General features: G+C 67.9%; 20 protein-coding genes. 13 read left to right on the top strand and 7 right to left on the bottom strand.

Going from position 1 to position 15,296, the window contains the following annotated elements; all coding sequences use genetic code 11:
- Positions 1-223 precede the first annotated feature (223 nt).
- Positions 224-847 (top strand): LysE/ArgO family amino acid transporter, encoded by a 624-nt coding sequence (locus tag ACZ54P_RS21765; protein ID WP_465463372.1) that lies wholly within the window; start codon positions 224-226, stop codon positions 845-847.
- Positions 848-901: 54 nt separating this feature from the next.
- Positions 902-1,321, top strand: coding sequence for a VOC family protein (locus ACZ54P_RS21770; RefSeq protein ID WP_465463373.1), 420 nt, complete (start codon positions 902-904; stop codon positions 1,319-1,321).
- Here the strand turns inward: ACZ54P_RS21770 and ACZ54P_RS21775 are convergent.
- The 5 genes from ACZ54P_RS21775 to ACZ54P_RS21795 form a co-directional block, all read right to left on the bottom strand.
- Positions 1,318-3,081 (bottom strand): alpha/beta hydrolase family protein, encoded by a 1,764-nt coding sequence (locus tag ACZ54P_RS21775; protein WP_465463374.1) that lies wholly within the window; start codon positions 3,079-3,081, stop codon positions 1,318-1,320. The genes ACZ54P_RS21770 and ACZ54P_RS21775 overlap by 4 nt on opposite strands.
- A gap of 19 nt (positions 3,082-3,100) precedes the next feature.
- Positions 3,101-3,538: an SRPBCC domain-containing protein gene (locus ACZ54P_RS21780; RefSeq protein WP_465463375.1), complete on the bottom strand. Its 438-nt coding sequence runs from the start codon at positions 3,536-3,538 to the stop codon at positions 3,101-3,103.
- Positions 3,535-3,852, bottom strand: a complete 318-nt coding sequence (locus tag ACZ54P_RS21785) for an ArsR/SmtB family transcription factor (RefSeq protein ID WP_465463376.1) — start codon at positions 3,850-3,852, stop codon at positions 3,535-3,537. The genes ACZ54P_RS21780 and ACZ54P_RS21785 overlap by 4 nt, the downstream gene beginning before the upstream one ends.
- Positions 3,853-3,919: 67 nt before the next feature.
- Positions 3,920-4,627, bottom strand: a complete 708-nt coding sequence (locus tag ACZ54P_RS21790) for a lysoplasmalogenase family protein (RefSeq protein WP_465463377.1) — start codon at positions 4,625-4,627, stop codon at positions 3,920-3,922.
- 61 nt (positions 4,628-4,688) lie between these two features.
- On the bottom strand, positions 4,689-5,699 hold the full coding sequence (locus tag ACZ54P_RS21795; RefSeq protein ID WP_465463404.1) for a GlxA family transcriptional regulator: 1,011 nt from the start codon (positions 5,697-5,699) through the stop codon (positions 4,689-4,691).
- Between the two features lie 43 nt (positions 5,700-5,742).
- On the opposite strand from ACZ54P_RS21795, the gene ACZ54P_RS21800 reads away from it, so the two are divergent.
- Complete coding sequence (locus tag ACZ54P_RS21800) at positions 5,743-6,510, top strand: NAD(P)H-dependent oxidoreductase (RefSeq protein WP_465463378.1); 768 nt, start codon at positions 5,743-5,745, stop codon at positions 6,508-6,510.
- Positions 6,511-6,513: 3 nt separating this feature from the next.
- Here ACZ54P_RS21800 and ACZ54P_RS21805 read toward each other — a convergent pair whose 3' ends face one another.
- Complete coding sequence (locus ACZ54P_RS21805) at positions 6,514-7,083, bottom strand: flavodoxin family protein (protein ID WP_465463379.1); 570 nt, start codon at positions 7,081-7,083, stop codon at positions 6,514-6,516.
- A gap of 96 nt (positions 7,084-7,179) precedes the next feature.
- On the opposite strand from ACZ54P_RS21805, the gene ACZ54P_RS21810 reads away from it, so the two are divergent.
- The 9 genes from ACZ54P_RS21810 to ACZ54P_RS21850 all read left to right on the top strand — a co-directional run bounded on the left by ACZ54P_RS21810 (position 7,180) and on the right by ACZ54P_RS21850 (position 13,909).
- Positions 7,180-7,596 (top strand): MarR family winged helix-turn-helix transcriptional regulator, encoded by a 417-nt coding sequence (locus ACZ54P_RS21810; protein ID WP_465463380.1) that lies wholly within the window; start codon positions 7,180-7,182, stop codon positions 7,594-7,596.
- A gap of 52 nt (positions 7,597-7,648) precedes the next feature.
- Positions 7,649-8,467 carry an SRPBCC family protein gene (locus ACZ54P_RS21815; RefSeq protein ID WP_465463381.1) on the top strand — a complete coding sequence of 273 codons (819 nt, stop codon included), beginning with the start codon at positions 7,649-7,651 and terminating at the stop codon, positions 8,465-8,467.
- A 68-nt stretch (positions 8,468-8,535) separates the two neighbouring features.
- Positions 8,536-9,687 (top strand): sensor histidine kinase, encoded by a 1,152-nt coding sequence (locus ACZ54P_RS21820; protein ID WP_465463382.1) that lies wholly within the window; start codon positions 8,536-8,538, stop codon positions 9,685-9,687.
- Positions 9,684-10,346 (top strand): response regulator, encoded by a 663-nt coding sequence (locus ACZ54P_RS21825; protein ID WP_465463383.1) that lies wholly within the window; start codon positions 9,684-9,686, stop codon positions 10,344-10,346. The genes ACZ54P_RS21820 and ACZ54P_RS21825 overlap by 4 nt, the downstream gene beginning before the upstream one ends.
- Before the next feature lie 59 nt (positions 10,347-10,405).
- Complete coding sequence (locus ACZ54P_RS21830) at positions 10,406-12,043, top strand: acyl-CoA carboxylase subunit beta (protein WP_465463384.1); 1,638 nt, start codon at positions 10,406-10,408, stop codon at positions 12,041-12,043.
- Positions 12,040-12,258: an acyl-CoA carboxylase subunit epsilon gene (locus tag ACZ54P_RS21835; RefSeq protein ID WP_465463385.1), complete on the top strand. Its 219-nt coding sequence runs from the start codon at positions 12,040-12,042 to the stop codon at positions 12,256-12,258. Before ACZ54P_RS21830 ends, ACZ54P_RS21835 begins: the two co-directional genes overlap by 4 nt.
- Before the next feature lie 85 nt (positions 12,259-12,343).
- A complete protein-coding gene (locus ACZ54P_RS21840; RefSeq protein ID WP_465463386.1) occupies positions 12,344-13,165 on the top strand; it encodes a helix-turn-helix domain-containing protein in 822 nt (273 codons plus the stop codon).
- Positions 13,166-13,385: 220 nt separating this feature from the next.
- Complete coding sequence (locus tag ACZ54P_RS21845) at positions 13,386-13,592, top strand: DUF397 domain-containing protein (RefSeq protein ID WP_465463387.1); 207 nt, start codon at positions 13,386-13,388, stop codon at positions 13,590-13,592.
- Positions 13,589-13,909: a hypothetical protein gene (locus ACZ54P_RS21850; RefSeq protein WP_465463388.1), complete on the top strand. Its 321-nt coding sequence runs from the start codon at positions 13,589-13,591 to the stop codon at positions 13,907-13,909. Before ACZ54P_RS21845 ends, ACZ54P_RS21850 begins: the two co-directional genes overlap by 4 nt.
- Positions 13,910-14,138: 229 nt before the next feature.
- Here ACZ54P_RS21850 and ACZ54P_RS21855 read toward each other — a convergent pair whose 3' ends face one another.
- Positions 14,139-14,291: a hypothetical protein gene (locus tag ACZ54P_RS21855; RefSeq protein WP_465463389.1), complete on the bottom strand. Its 153-nt coding sequence runs from the start codon at positions 14,289-14,291 to the stop codon at positions 14,139-14,141.
- A gap of 52 nt (positions 14,292-14,343) precedes the next feature.
- On the opposite strand from ACZ54P_RS21855, the gene ACZ54P_RS21860 reads away from it, so the two are divergent.
- Positions 14,344-14,988, top strand: a complete 645-nt coding sequence (locus ACZ54P_RS21860; protein ID WP_465463390.1) for an MFS transporter — start codon at positions 14,344-14,346, stop codon at positions 14,986-14,988.
- The last annotated feature ends 308 nt before the right edge of the window (positions 14,989-15,296 follow it).

A 15,296-nucleotide genomic window follows, 5' to 3' on the forward strand; every position in this document is an offset into this window, starting at 1 on the left:
GCGATTCGGGTTCTAACCCGAATCGCCACTCACGACGGAGGATCGGCGTCACCCTCGGGCAGGACCCCTCCCGATCCGTAAATGTGTTGCGCGCGGGCCCGCCGGTTCGCATCCTTCAGCACATGACTTCGACCATCACCTTCCTGTCCTCGCCCTCCGTCGTCCGACGGGTGCGGGTGCAGCAGCAGGCCGGTCCCGGTCGGAGGCCGACACCAGTCCGACCGTGAGCGCCGCGCTCGTCGCGGGCCTGCTCGCCGGTTATGGCATCGCCATTCCGGTGGGCGCGGTCGGGACCTATCTGGTGGTGCTGACGGCTCGGACAGGACTCAAGATCGGCGCGTACGCCGCGCTCGGGGTCGCCACGGCCGACGGCCTCTACGCCTTCATCGCGGTACTCGGCGGCAGCCGGCTTCTCCCGGTCATCCAACCGATCGCCGTACCGCTGCGCTGGGTTTCGGTGGTGGTGTTGCTCGGGCTGGCCGTCCACATCGGACTCACCGGGATCCGGAATTTCCGCGCCTCCGCGAACGCCAAGGTGACCCAGCCCGTGGCGATCGGACCGCTGAAGGCCTTCGTGAGTTTGCTCGGGATCACGCTGCTGAACCCGGCCACGGTGGTCTATTTCGCGGCGCTCGTGCTCGGCAGCGAGGACATGGCCGCGGCGACCGGCGCGGAGCACGTGGTCTTCGTGCTCGCGGCGTTCGTGGCCTCGGCCAGCTGGCAACTGTTCCTCGCGGGCGGCGGCGCGGTCCTCGGCAAGGCGTTGACCGGACGTCGTGGACGGCTGGTCACCGCTCTCGCCTCCAGTGCGCTGATCACCGCGCTCGGCGTCCGCCTGCTGTGGTGAAAACGCCGCGAATCGAGGACCGTGGTTGTCCGCATCGGTTGCCAGGCTGTGCCCATGACCGAAACCACCGAACGCACCGCGGCTCTCCACTCCTACCTCGCCTACCGCGACGCTCCGAAGGCGCTCCGCTGGCTCGAACGCGCCTTCGGTTTCGAGACCGTCGCGGAGTACGCCGACGACAAGGGCCTGATCCAGCATGCCGAACTGAGGCTCGGCGGAGTCGGCATCATCGTGTTCAGCGCGGAGGAGGACTACGACCGTCCGGCACGCAAGGGCGAGACGGTCGGCCACGGGCTCTACGTCAGTCTTCCGACGCAAAAGGCCGTGGACGCCGTCTTCGCCTCCGCCATCGAAGCCGGGGCGACCACCGTCTGGGAACCGGTGAATACCGAATGGGGGAACTACCGCTGCCGGGTCGACGATCTCGAAGGGTACGAGTGGACTTTCGGCACCTACGTTCCCGGACGGAGCTAAAGCAGGCGCGCGAACCACTCGTGAGTCCGGCGGAGCAGGTCCAGCTGGTGATTACGTCCGCGGAACGAATGCCCTTCGCCGGGATACACGACGAGGTCGTGTTCGACGCCGAAGTGGAGTAGCGCGCGGTGGAAGAATTCCGCCTGGGACAAGGGGACGTTCGTGTCGTCCGCGCCGTGCACGATCAGCACGGGGGTCTCGATCTTCGACGCGTAGGAGATCGGGCTGAGCTGATCGTGCCGGTGCGGGCCTGTCCCTTCCCAGCCGATACTCCCGCTATGCGCGGCTTCCATCCGCGGACCGAGTTCACCGGTCGCGGCGAGCATTCCCCAGTCACAGATCCCGGCGACCATCAGCGCCGCCTTGAACCGGGGAGTCTGCCCGACGGCCCAGGCCGTCATATATCCGCCGTGACTCCCGCCCGCGATCCCGAGCCGCTCTGGGTCGGCCACTCCTTCGGCGATGAGGAGATCGATCCCGGTCTCGAGATCGCTCCATTCCTCCAGGCCTACCCGTCCCGCGACGGAAGCGGCGAATTCGTGCCCATGGCCTTGTCCCCCACGGGGATTCGGCAGGAAGACGGCGTGCCCTGCCAGGGCCAGCCACTGCGCCGACGGGATCCAGCCGAGCATGAAGCGGTCCGCGTACCGGTCGTACGGTCCGCCGTGAACCAGCGTGACCAGCGAGAAAGGTCCGTCGGCCCGAGTCTTACCCGGCGGGAGGACCAGCAGGCCGTCCAACGTCAGTCCATCAAAAGCCTTGTAGGACAGGCGTTCCTGCGCCCCCCACGAAAAGTCGGCGAACTCCGGCGCGGTATCGCTCACTCGTGTCAACGGTCCGCCCACCGGTCCACAGTGGACATCTTTTGGCCGGTGCGCGGTACTCAGCACGGTGGCCACGATCTCGCCGTTCGACGTCACCGCGTCGGCTTGTCCACGCCAGAACGACACTTCGCCAGACCCGAGCCGGTGGAGCGCCGTGTCGAGACCGTCGGCGACGAGTACCAGCGGAACGCCGGAATCGACCTGAGCGAGCCTGACCGGGCAGGCCGATTCCGGTGTCAGGTTCCGGTGTTCCCCGGTTTCCACGGGAACATCGAAGACCGCCCAGCCGCCCACCAGTTCCGGCGTCCCGAGATACGCGATGTGCCAGCCGTCCTCGTCCTGCCACCAAACGGGGCTGCTGGCTTCGACCGCGACCTGACCGAGGTCACGCCGCTCGCCGGATTCCAGATCCAGTAAGGAAAGCCGGGGTTCGAGACCACCAGGGTCGGGTTCGGGCGTCGGCCAGGTGACGACGGCGAGCGCCTTGTCGTCCGGTCTGCGGGCGACGTCGACGACGTGGTCTTCGATCAGTGTCGTGATCTCGCCGGTTCGAGGGTCGAAGCTCCGCAGCCGCGCCGGGCGAAGGCTCTCGCTCCAGACCCGGATGTCCGGAACCGGTGCCTCGTCCTCGGCGATGAACACGATCCGGTCGCGCAGCGGCAGGAATCCGGTGATCTCGCTTTCCCAAGCGAACAGCTCCTCGTCCCGCGAACAGACACGGCCGTCCCGGAGGAAATAGAGGGCATCCGCGGACCACCGGGGCGAGGACCCCTCGGCCAGCTTCCGCGGCTTTTCGCTGCCGTCCACAGCGGCGAGCCAGATCTCGGGGACACCTTTCGTGATGGTCGAGACCTGGTAGGCCACCCATTTCCCGTCGGGGGAAAGCGCGGGTTCCGACGGGAAATGGCTGTCGACGATCAGCTCAGCGGTCAGCATGTGCCCATCCTGCCCGAAATCATCGCGACAGTGTTTTGCCCAGTTTGTCGAGCCAGTCGCCCGTTCCCTGTTCCCGCCAGCTCGGCTCTTCGCGTCCGTCAAGGAAGGTGCCCTGCTCGATCAGCGTCAGCCGGGTTCCGTCCGCCTCGGCTTCGAGCAGCACCGTCGTGACCGACACGGTCGCCAGAACGTCGTTCGCGGAGAGTGTGCCCGCGTAGACGATCCGCTCGTTCTCGGCGATGTCCTCGTAGCGCGCTTCGAAGACCATCCGCTTCCCGTCATAGGAAGGACCGGTGGTGACCTCCTGGCCGCCCACGCGGAAGTCCAGGGAATGCCCGCCGCCGGGCATGGTGAACCAGCCCGCTTTCGCGGCGGGATCGGCCCAGGCCGCGAAAACGCGCTCCGGGGGCGCGGAATAGACGCGTTCGAGGGTGAAAGTGGCGTGTTTGACGGTCATGACCGTTTCCCTTCATCGGAATCCAGAAAGTCACCAAGGCGATCGAGCCGGTGTTCCCAGCCGGTGCGCTGCCCGCCGAGCCAGTCCTCGGCCATCCGCAGCCTGTCCGGTTCGAGGTGGCAGGTGCGGACACGCCCCGCCTTCTCCGACCGGACCAGCCCGCAGGTTTCGAGCACCTGGAGGTGCTGCATCACCGCGGGCAGCGACATCGACAACGGCTGCGCGAGCTCCCCCACCGAGGCGGGTCCCCGGGTAAGGCGCTCGATTATTTCGCGGCGCGTCCCGTCAGAGAGCGCCTTGAACACCTGATCCATCCGTTGATTAGGCACATGCTTAACTATCCGCCCGCGGGCAGTCATAGTCAAGTGAGTACTTAACTTTCTAGTCCTCGGTGGTCATGCCTTCGACGAGCAGCCACTGGGAGGCGAGGTACGACGTCAGCACGAACGTTTCGAGACCGGCCCGCACCCGCTCACTGGTGACGAAGTTGCGGCGAATGAGGATCGCCAGGTCCGACGCGGAGAACAGCAGCGCGCCGGCGGCGATCCAGGTCCGGCGATCGCTCGAAGGGACCACCATCCCGCCGGAAACCTTGGCCTTCGGCGCCAAGACGGGGTCTGCCGCCAGGGTCGACGTCGCGCTCAGCAGCCCTCCGTAGACCGAAAGCACCGAGGACACCGGAGACGGCTTCGGCAGCGCCATCGACACCGCGGCCGCCACCCACGCGGCGAGCCGGGGCGGCACGGTCGCGGCGCGCGGCCGGGCACCGCGGCGCCAAAGCAGCGTCGAGTACAGCACCTGCATCACACCGAACGACGTCGCGCCCCTGATCAGCTGACCGTCTTCGTCGGACCTGCCCATGAAGTGGTCACCGGCGCCTGCCGCGACCAAAGCGGCGACGAGCAGGCCCTTCTCCCCTCGCCCCAGCCCTCGCGATCGCGCGACCCGGGCGGCGAGCACGGGCACCGCGGCCGGTTTGGTCACCAGTTGCATCCGCCGGTTGCCCGTCCTCGCGGAGTACACGGTGCCGATCGCGGCGGCACCGAACAGCACCCGCTCGGCGAACTTGAGGGCCTTCGCTGTCGTCACTGACCACCTCCGGAACTTATTTCCGGGTAAGTTACCAGCCGGTCAGTGCCGTAGGCGTCTCTTAGACCGCCTCGCGGAAGGTGTTCCGGTACGCGCTCGGCGAGACTCCCAACGCGGCCTGGAGATGCTGGCGCAGCGACGCGGCGGTGCCGAACCCCGCCTCGGTGGCGATCCGATCCACCGGCAGGTCGGTCTCTTCGAGCAGCTGGCGGGCCCGTTCGACCCGCTGCTGGGTCAGCCACTGCAACGCCGAAATCCCGACCTCCTCCCGAAAACGTCGCGTGAACGTCCGCGTGCTCATCGACTCCTTCGCCGCGAGTTCGCGCAGCGTCAGCGGCCGGTCGAGGTTTTCCAGCGCCCAGGCCCGCGCCGCCGAGGTCGACGAGGACTGCGGTTCCGGCACCGGACGGCGGATGAACTGCGCCTGGCCGCCTTCCCGATGGGGCGAGACGACCGTTCCGCGCGCGACCTCGTTCGCGACGGCGGCACCGTGATCGCACCGGATCATGTGCAGGCAGAGATCGATGCCGGACGCGACGCCCGCCGCGGTCAGCACGTTGCCGTCGTCGGTGTAGAGCACGCCCGGATCGAGGTCGACCTTCGGGAACTTCGCCTGGAAGTCCAGCGCCGAGCGCCAGTGGGTGGTCGCCCTCCGGCCGTCGAGGAGTCCGGCGGCGGCGAGCACGAAGGCACCCGTGCAGATCGACGCGATCCTGGCGTCCGGCCGGATCAGCGCCAAGGCACGCGCGAGCGGTTCGGTGAGGTCGTGCCCCGACGGCTCGTACTCGGTGGACGACGCCGGGATGACGACGGTGTCGGCCTCGGCCAGCACTTCCGGTCCGCGCGGGACCGAGACGGTGACGTCGGCGTCGGTCCGGATCTCGCCGGGCTCCGGCGTACAGGTGATGACTTCGTACAGCGGCTCACCGTCGCCCGATTTGGCCGTGCCGAACAGCCGGACGACGATGCCCAGCTCCATCACCAGCATGCCGTGCCGGACCAGCACGGCGACGCGATGGCGACCCGGCCCCGTGAAGAAGCTCACGGCTCGATTCTTGCACATGATGGCCATCGGGCCACTCGATTCCGCGAGCCCGTCGAGAGATCTTGGAGTCATGAACGTGTTGTGGATCTTCGCCCACCCAGAACCTCGTTCCCTCGGCGGCTCGCTGCGCGACGAAGGGCTGCGCACGCTCCGCGAACAGGGCGCGAACGTCCGGGAATCCGACCTGTACGCGATGAAATGGAAACCCGTCGTCGACGCCGACGACTTCGGCGCGGCGGCGGAGAGCGACCGGCTGATCATCGGCGCGACCTCGAAGGACGCCTTCACCTCGGGCGAACTGAGCGAGGACATCCGGGCGGAACACGAGAAGCTGGCCTGGGCGGACACGGTGATCTTCCAGTTCCCGTTGTGGTGGTACGGAATGCCCGCGATCCTCAAGGGCTGGTTCGACCGCGTCTTCGTCAAGGGTTTCGCCTACGGAGTCCAGCGTTCCGACGGCAAGACGGCGCGTTACGGCGAAGGGAAGCTGTCCGGAAAGCGCGCCATGGTCCTGCTGACCGCGGGCGCGCCGGAAGCCACGATCGGACCGCGGGGCGTGAACGGCGAGCTCAATGACCTGCTGTTCCCCCTGCAGCACGGAACCCTGTGGTACGCGGGAATGTCCGTCCTCCCGCCGCTGATGATCTGCGGCGCCGACCGCGTCAGCCCCGAGCAGTACGCCGTCGCTGTCGAAGCGCTGCGCGACCGCTTGCGGACACTGCCCACAAGCGACCCGATCCCGTTTCGTTCCCAGAACGGCGGCGACTACGACGAGGACCTCGTCCTGCGCGACCACCTCGCGCCAGGCCAGGGCGGAATCGGTGTCCACACGTCCTGAAGCTCACGCGCGCACGAGATCCGCCCCCGCGAAGAAGGTCACGGCCGCCTTGAGCGCGTCCTCGTCCAGCAGGACGTCGCCAGGACGGCTCCCGTTGCCGAGCAACTGCCCACCCCAGTGCATCCCGAGATATCCGGCGGTTTTGCGGAGGGTGCCGATCAGCGGTTCCGCCTGCTCCGGTCGCTCGGCCAGTGCGCTCACACCCCACAGGGTCTTACCGCGCATCTGCTCCTTGAAGCGGAGTTCCGGCTGGTCCAGCCAGGCCGCCCAGTGGTCGAAGTACAGCTTCACCGACGCCGACACGCTGTACCAATAGACCGGTGACGCGATCACCAGATCCGTGGCGGCCATGGTCGCGTCGAACAGCGACCGCTCGTTGCCGGCCGGCGGGACGAAGTCCGCGCCGTCGTGTTTCCGGTCGACGAACGGCGCCAGCGGCAGCTCGGACGTCCGGATCCACCGCTGCTTGACACTCCGGGGCAACTCCTTCGCCGCCCGCCTCGCCAGCATCTCCGTGTTCCCGCCCGCGCGGGCGCTCCCCAGCAGGAACAGGAAGCTTCGGTCCTCGGTCATCGCGATCCCCTCCGAAGTGTTTTCAAAGTACATGTATGTACAAACAGATGCTGTCACTGCAGGTAAACTGTTGTCAAGCGAATCAGGGAGGTCGCCATGAACGCCGACGAACTGGCGTGGGCTCGCGTCCTCACGCTGCACGGGCGGGTCGAACAAGAGCTCGCGAAGGCGCTGCAGCGACGGCACGGACTCGGCCTCTCCGAGTTCCGCGCGCTCGGCAAGCTGGCCGCCACCGAGAAGGGCGTCCTGCGCATGCAGGAACTCGCCGAGGCGATCGGGCTCAACCAGAGTTCCGTGAGCCGGATGGTCGTCCGCCTCGAAGACGCCGGCCTGACCGATCGCGACCCCTGCGAGAACGATCGTCGCGGGGTCTACACCTGCATCACCGAAGCAGGAAGGAAGCGGTACAGCGAAACCGAGCCGACCTACCGGGAAGTCTTGGCCGCGGCACTCGACAAGGCCCACGCCGACCCCGAACTGAAGGGTGCGGTGGCGGCCCTGCGCGGCGGTTGACCTAGTATTCCTCCACGGTTATATTCCCCTAGCAGCACATTAGGAGGTAACCGTGACCGGTCGCGCCAGGTTGGAAACCGCCGGAGAACGCCCGGCCCTCCGCATCGAACGACGGCTCGCGCACAGTCCCGAGCGCGTCTGGCGGGCGGTCACCGAACCGGCGGAACTCGCGCGATGGTTCCCCGCGGCGGTCACCGTCGACCTGCGGCCAGGCGGAACCATCGAGTTCACCTTCGAGGGTGAAGAGACTCCGACAGCGGGCGAGGTCCTCGAAGCCGACGCACCCCGCGTGTTCGCGTTCAGCTGGAACGACGACGTCCTCCGCTGGGAGATCCGCCCGGAGGAAGACGGCTGCCGCCTGCTGTTCACCCATACGTTCGGCCGGGGCGAACCCGCCATCGCGCGGATCGCGGCGGGCCGCACGGCCGCCGGTTGGGACAGCTGCCTCGTGGCGCTCGTCGCCCTGCTCGACGGCGAAGAACACGAGCCGCCGCAGGACTGGGCCGGCTCCATCGAGGCCTACGTCGAGGAGTTCGGGCTCGCCGACGGCCAAGTCCTCGAAACCGGCGACGGCAAGGTGATCCGCTTCCGCCGTGATCTGATGTGGAGCCCCCTCGACGAGGTTTGGGCACTGCTCACCCCTGAGAAGGCGGCGGGCACGATTCTTCGGGAGGAACCGCCGCGGTTGCTGGAGCTCTCCCTGCCGCGGGGCGGCGTCGTCCGTTGGGAGTTCACCCACTCCGCGCTCGACGGCACCATGGTCGAGCTGACCCAGACGGTCCCCCGTGGACAGGACGACGTCGTGCCCGAGGCGCTGCGAAGCTGGCGCGAGAAGCTGAAGGAGTTCTTCGCGGCGGCCTACGGAAGCTGATCTCCACCCTGGGGATGACCTCCACCGGACGGACGCGCACGCGCCACCCGTCCGGCTAAGTTCGCCGTATGAAACAGCCACCGATGCTCCCCAATCGGGTGGCGCACACGATCGACGTCCTCCTCGCGTTGGTGCTGGTGGTGGCCGTCGGCGGGAACCTCGCGGCGGAGACGTGGACGTTCACCGTCGCCATTCCCGTCTGGCTCGCCTGGGTCGCCACCGCCGCCTGCGCGGCAGCCATCGTGGTACGCCGTCACCGGCCGGTGACGGCCTTCGCCCTCGCGCTGGGCACGATGCTCCCCGCCTCGCTAGCGGGCGGCGGTCTCGGCCCGGCGTCCGCGCTGGCCACCGCGTCCGCCCTCTACACCGTGGCACTGGAACATCCACGTTCCCGCTCGTTGATCGCGATGGGCGCAGGCCTGGTCGTCGTGGTGTTCCTCGAATTCCTTCATCTGGGACCCAGCACGCTCGCCTCGACGGCCTTCGCGGGCGGCGGGATGGCGGGCTCCTGGGCGCTCGGCTGGACCGCGCGGCAACGGCAGGTGAACCTCGCCCAGCTCGCCGACGCCCAAGCGCATCAGGCGGTTTCGGACGAACGGCTGCGCATCGCGCGCGAAATGCACGACGTCGTCGCGCACAGCATGAGCCTGATCGCGGTGAAGGCGGCCGTGGGCAACCACGTCGCGCGGGAACAGCCCGAAGAAGCGCGCGAAGCGTTGCGGGTCATCGAACTCACCAGCCGCGAAACCCTCGTCGAACTCCGGCGGATGCTCGGCGTCCTCCGCTCCGGCGACGGCACGCACGAGGCCGCGCTCGGCCCCGCCCCGAAACTCGCCGATCTCCGGGCCCTCGCCGAACGCGCCGGACAGGCCGGGGTGCACGTCGAGCTGACCGGCGAGGTGGTGGACGAACTCCCCGAAGGCGTCGCGCTGTCGATCTACCGCATCACGCAGGAGGCGGTGACCAACGTCGTGAAGCACGCGGGTCCGTCCACCTGCCGGGTCACGATCACCGAAGCCCCGGGCGAAATCAGCGTCGAGATCGTCGACGACGGGCGCGGCGACGGTTCGCCCGCGACCGCCGGCGGGCACGGCTTGATCGGCATGCGCGAACGCGTCGCCGTCTACGGTGGTGACTTCGAAGCGGGACCACTGCCCGCTGGGGGATTCCGGGTGTTCGCGCGGCTGCCGTACGCCGTCAAGGAAGTGGGGACACGATGATCCGCGTACTGATCGCCGACGACCAGGCGTTGCTGCGCGGCAGTTTCCGCGTGCTCGTCGACAGCGCACCCGACCTCGAAGTCGTCGGCGAGGCGGGCAACGGCGCGGAAGCGGCGGAACTGGCGGAGAAGGAACGCCCCGACGTCGTGCTGATGGACGTCCGGATGCCGGAGCTGGACGGCATCGAAGCGACCCGGCGGATCTGCGCGTCGGCGGCCTGCGAAGGCGTCCATGTGCTGATGCTGACGACTTTCGACCTCGACGCCTACGTCTATTCGGCGCTGCGCGCGGGAGCGAGCGGGTTCCTGCTGAAGGACACCCCGCCCGCCGAGCTGCTGACGGCGATCCGGGTCGTCGCGGCGGGCGAAGGACTGCTCGCGCCGTCGATCACGCGCAGGCTCATCGCCGAGTTCGCGCGACTGCCCGAACCGGGCCGGCGCGTCTCGGCCTCGCTCGACAACATCACCACGCGCGAACGCGAGGTCCTGAGCCTGATCGCGCGCGGCCTGTCGAACGACGAGATCGCCGGGACACTGCACCTCGGGCTCGCGACGGTGAAGACCCATATCGGCCACCTCCTGCACAAACTCGCGGCGCGCGACCGGGCACAGCTGGTGATCGCGGCCTACGAGTCGGGGCTGGTGCGCGCTTCCCTCTAGCGACGGACGTTGCCTACGCCACACGCGAAGTGACCGTCGAGTAGCTAGGCTGCGGTTTCATGAGCAGTGCGACGGAGCCGCTCGGGACGCCGCCCGAGGATGAACCGGACATCCACACCACGGCCGGGAAGCTGGCCGACCTGTACCGCCGGTATGACGAGGCGGTGCACGCGGGTTCCGCGAGGGCGGTGGAGAAACAGCACGCCAAGGGCAAGAAGACCGCTCGCGAGCGGATCGATCTGCTGCTGGACGAAGGATCGTTCGTCGAACTCGACGAACTGGCGAAGCACCGCTCGACGGCCTTCGGCCAGGAGAAGAACCGGCCCTACGGCGACGGCGTCGTCACCGGCTACGGCACCGTCGACGGCCGTCCGGTGTGCGTCTTCAGCCAGGACGTCACCGTCTTCGGTGGTTCGCTCGGCGAGGTGTACGGCGAAAAGATCGTCAAGGTGATGGACCTGGCGATCAAGACCGGCCGCCCGATCATCGGCATCAACGAGGGCGGCGGCGCGCGGATCCAGGAAGGCGTCGTCTCGCTCGGCCTGTACGGCGAGATCTTCAACCGCAACGTCAAGGCTTCCGGCGTCATCCCGCAGATCTCGCTGATCATGGGCGCCAACGCGGGCGGGCACGTCTACTCCCCCGCGCTGACCGACTTCGTGGTGATGGTCGACAAGACCTCCCACATGTTCATCACCGGCCCCGACGTCGTGAAGACCGTGACGGGTGAAGAGGTCTCGTTCGAGGAGCTCGGCGGCGGGCGCACGCACAACACCCGTTCGGGTAACGCGCACTACCTCGGCTCCGACGACGAGGACGCCATCGCCTACGTCAAGGAACTGCTCTCCTACCTCCCGGCGAACAACCTCTCCGAAGCGCCGCATTTGGAGACGGACGCTCCGAAGCCCGGATTCTTCGAGAACGTCACCGAGTCCGACCGCGAACTCGACACGCTCATCCCGGACTCGCCGAACCAGCCGTACGACATGCACGAGGTCATCACCCGCGTCGTCGACGACGGCGACTTCCTCGAGGTACACGAGCTGTTCGCGCCGAACATCCTGGTCGGTTTCGGCCGGGTCGACGGGCGCAGCGTCGGCATCGTGGCGAACCAGCCGACCCAGTTCGCCGGCTGCTTAGACATCGACGCGTCCGAGAAGGCCGCTCGGTTCGTGCGCACCTGCGACGCGTTCAACATCCCGGTCCTGACCTTCGTCGACGTCCCCGGCTTCCTGCCCGGCACCGACCAGGAATGGAACGGCATCATCCGGCGCGGCGCGAAGCTGATCTACGCCTACGCCGAAGCGACCGTCCCCCTCGTCACCGTCATCACTCGCAAGGCCTACGGCGGCGCGTACGACGTCATGGGGTCGAAGCACTTGGGCGCCGACGTCAACCTGGCCTGGCCGACCGCGCAGGTCGCGGTCATGGGCGCGCAGGGCGCGGCGAACATCGTCCACCGCAAGACCCTCGCCGCGGCCGCCGCCGACGGCAAGGACGTCGACGCGCTGCGGGCCGAACTCATCCAGGAGTACGAAGACACCCTCCTGAACCCGTACGCGGCGGCCGAGCGTGGTTACGTCGATTCGGTGATCGTGCCCGCGCACACCCGCGGCCACATCGCGAAGGCGCTTTCGCTGCTCGAGGGCAAACGAGAGACGCTGCCGCCCAAGAAGCACGGGAACATCCCGCTGTGAGCACGCCCGAAACCCCGCTGCTGCGGGTCGTCCGCGGCAATCCGAGCGACGCCGAACTCGCCGCGCTGACCGCCGTCGTCGTGGCGGTGGCCAGTGCGCGAGCGCCGGAACCGGCACCGAAACGGGGATCGTGGTGGGCGGACAAGGCTTCGCTCGTGCGCGCCCCGCTCGCCCCCGGTGAGGGCGCCTGGCGGGCCTCGGCTCTCCCTCGCTGACGCGCGCCATCGGAGGAGCACGGATCCGGTTTCCGCGGACTAGAGTGACAGTCTTGCCGACCGGATCCGCCTCAGAAGGCCGTGCGTGACGAACCAGGACCACCTCTCCACCGAGTTGCGCCGCCTGCGCAAAGCCGCCGGGTTGTCCGGCACCGAGGCGGCGAGACTCACCGGTCTCAGCCAGTCCAAGGTCTCCCGGGTCGAAACCGGCGCGTTCATGCCGACCGAGGACCAGGTCGTCGCGCTGTGTCACGCCTATCGCGCCTCGGCGAGCGTCCGGCGGGCCTTGGTCGCGATCACCCGGGACCTGCGCGAGGAGGCGTCGTCCGCCCGCGTCGTGCTGCAACGGGGCGCCTGGCGGATGCAGCAGCGCATCGGCAAGATCGAGACCGCGTCCGCCCGGATCCGCAGTTTCCAGCCGACCATCGTGTTCGGCCTGCTCCAGACCCGCGACTACATCACCGCGCTGTTCGGCGACTCGCTGCCGGACGGCGAACGCGACCAGACGATCGAAGCCCGGCTGGAGCGCCAGCGGATCCTCGACTCGAACCGTGAGTTCCACTTCGTGCTGACCGAAGGCGCCCTGCGCTGGAACATGGGCGGGGCGACGACCATGGCGGCCCAGCTCGACCACCTCATCGACCTGTCCTGCCGCGGCCGGGTACGGCTCGGCGTGATCCCGTGGACGACGCCGGTGTCGGTCGCCGTCCTCCACGGTTTCGACATCTACGACTCGCGCGCGGTGCTCCTCGGAACGCAGACGGCCACGGCGCTCGTCACCGACGAACGGGAAGTCGCCGACTACGAGAAGAACTTCGCCGAAGTCCAGCGCTACGCCACCTACGACGACGTCGCGTGCTCGCATCTGGCGCGGATCGCGGCCGACTACCGGGCCCTCGCCGACTGAACCGCTCCAGTGACCAAGGACCCTTGGTTTTATGCACCCCGAGAGTGCATCGTAAGTAAAGCGGCTGTCGCTGAAGGTCCCGTTTCCTGCGCTGAGCGCGATTTCAGGGCCCTTCACGGACCGTTCACCGAACCGCGGCGGTAGATCACCCGAAATCGACAACTTTGCCTCCACGCAACCCGTCTACTTGCCGAAACAGTCACTGGGGAAAGGCACTCCGATGACCAACTGGCACGAACGCATGACCGGCTGGCACAAGTCGACCTACACGCACTGGGAGGAGAACGCCTGCGTCGAAGTCGGCGGGTTGCCCGGACTGGTGGGCATCCGGGACACCAAGCAAGGGGCCCTGCCGGACGAGATCCGGCCGATCCTGGTGGTCCCGGCCGAGTCCTTCGCCGCGCTCGTCGAGCACTTGGACCGATGAACGACATCGCCGAGCCGTACATGGTCCACGATCCGCGAGAGATGGCGGGTCAGCTGATCAACGGCAACTGGATCGTCGCGCGATGGGAGCATCTCGGTGAAGACGAGGATCTGGACCACTGGACGGCCGTGCTTCGCGAGAACTGCGAAGAACTCGGCGTCGATCCGTACGTCATCAACATCCCGCGCAAGAGCCTGACGGTCGTCTTCAACGGGGCACTGCCCGCGCCCACGTTCGAACAGCTGGAGAACTCGATAGCGGCCATCGAGTACCACCGCTTCCTCGAGCGCGAAATCGGGCCGAGACCGCTGAACTAGTGTCCCGCGCCGGAGGTTCGTGCGTCCAGCGGGAACCTGGATCAAACCCCGCACTCACGTGCTCTGAGCCGTATCTCACGTGCTCAAAGGCGGATCTCGCGTGCGTGGAGACCGCACACGCGAGATCCGCCTCCAAGCACGCGAGTCACGTCTCTGAGCACGCGAGTTCGGAGAACAGGGTCACCGCGCTTGCGCACGTACTTACGACACGAACTTCAGACGCACGACACTAGGCGATCTTGGGCGCGGCGCGCATCCCGATGTGGACGCAGTCCGTGCCGGTCGAAAGCCGGGAGAACACCACGGGCATCCGGTCCTCGCTGAACGAGGGGCCGGCCCCTGACGCGGCGAAAACGGTGTCCGCGACGGGCACGAGGTCCATGTCGGGTGTCGGCGCCGCGCAAGCTGACGGGCGCCGCCGCCGTGCGTCACGCGTGTCCCGTCTGGCGCCAAACGGCAAGATCCTGCTCGTCATCGGCCTGAGCGCGCTCGCCGCGGGACTGGCTCTCGTCTCCCTGCTCGCCCACGCCGACGCGAACGCGTGGGCGCTCACCCCGGCGCTGCTGGTGGCGGGCGTCGGGATCGGCTTCATCTTCGCCCCCATGGGCAATTTGGCGATGAGTTCGGTGGAACCGCGGCTCACCGGGACCGCGTCGGGCATCTTCAACACCGCCCGCCAGGTCGGCGGTGTGCTCGGCAGCGCCACCGTCGGCGTGCTGCTGCAGACGCGGATCAGCGCGTCGATCGCCGACGAGGCGGCTTCGGCCGCGACAGCGTTGCCGGAGCAGTACCGCGCGCCGTTCGCGGAGGGCATCGCGAAGGCCGCGGAATCGACCGGCGAGTTCGGTTCTTCCGGACAGGCGGTTATTCCGGGCCTCCCCGCCGAGGTGGCGTCTCAGGCTCAGCGGCTCGCTCTCGACGCTGTCCACAATGGACTTACGGACGCGACACGGGTGACCTTGCTGCTGCCGGCGGCCGTTCTCCTACTGGGCGTACTCGCCGCGCTCACGATGCGTCGCCCGGCCCCGCGAGCCCCTCGCCCGGCCGCCGCCCCTGAAGCCGCCGACACCGCCGCCTGACCCGGCCCCTCCGCAATCTTGGGGGCGCGGCATACCGGTCGACCGGCCCTGTCGGGCAATGTCCCTCCCTGTGTGGATTTTGGGACGTTGGATGACCCGAAATCCACACGGTCACGCACGATAGTCCCGGTGACCACGAGATCCAGGGAGGGGTGTGAAGGCTGGGAACGACGCATTTAGAGGACTAAATGCGTCGTGGGATGTCCCGGAGAGCGCAATGAGCCTTTTCCATCTTGGTTAGCTGAGGCTGTATTCGAGGGTGAGGATGGCTTTGGCTAGTGCGGTGACGCGGTGGGTGCTGGTGCGGA

It is taken from the genome of Amycolatopsis sp. NPDC034160 (assembly GCF_055575355.1).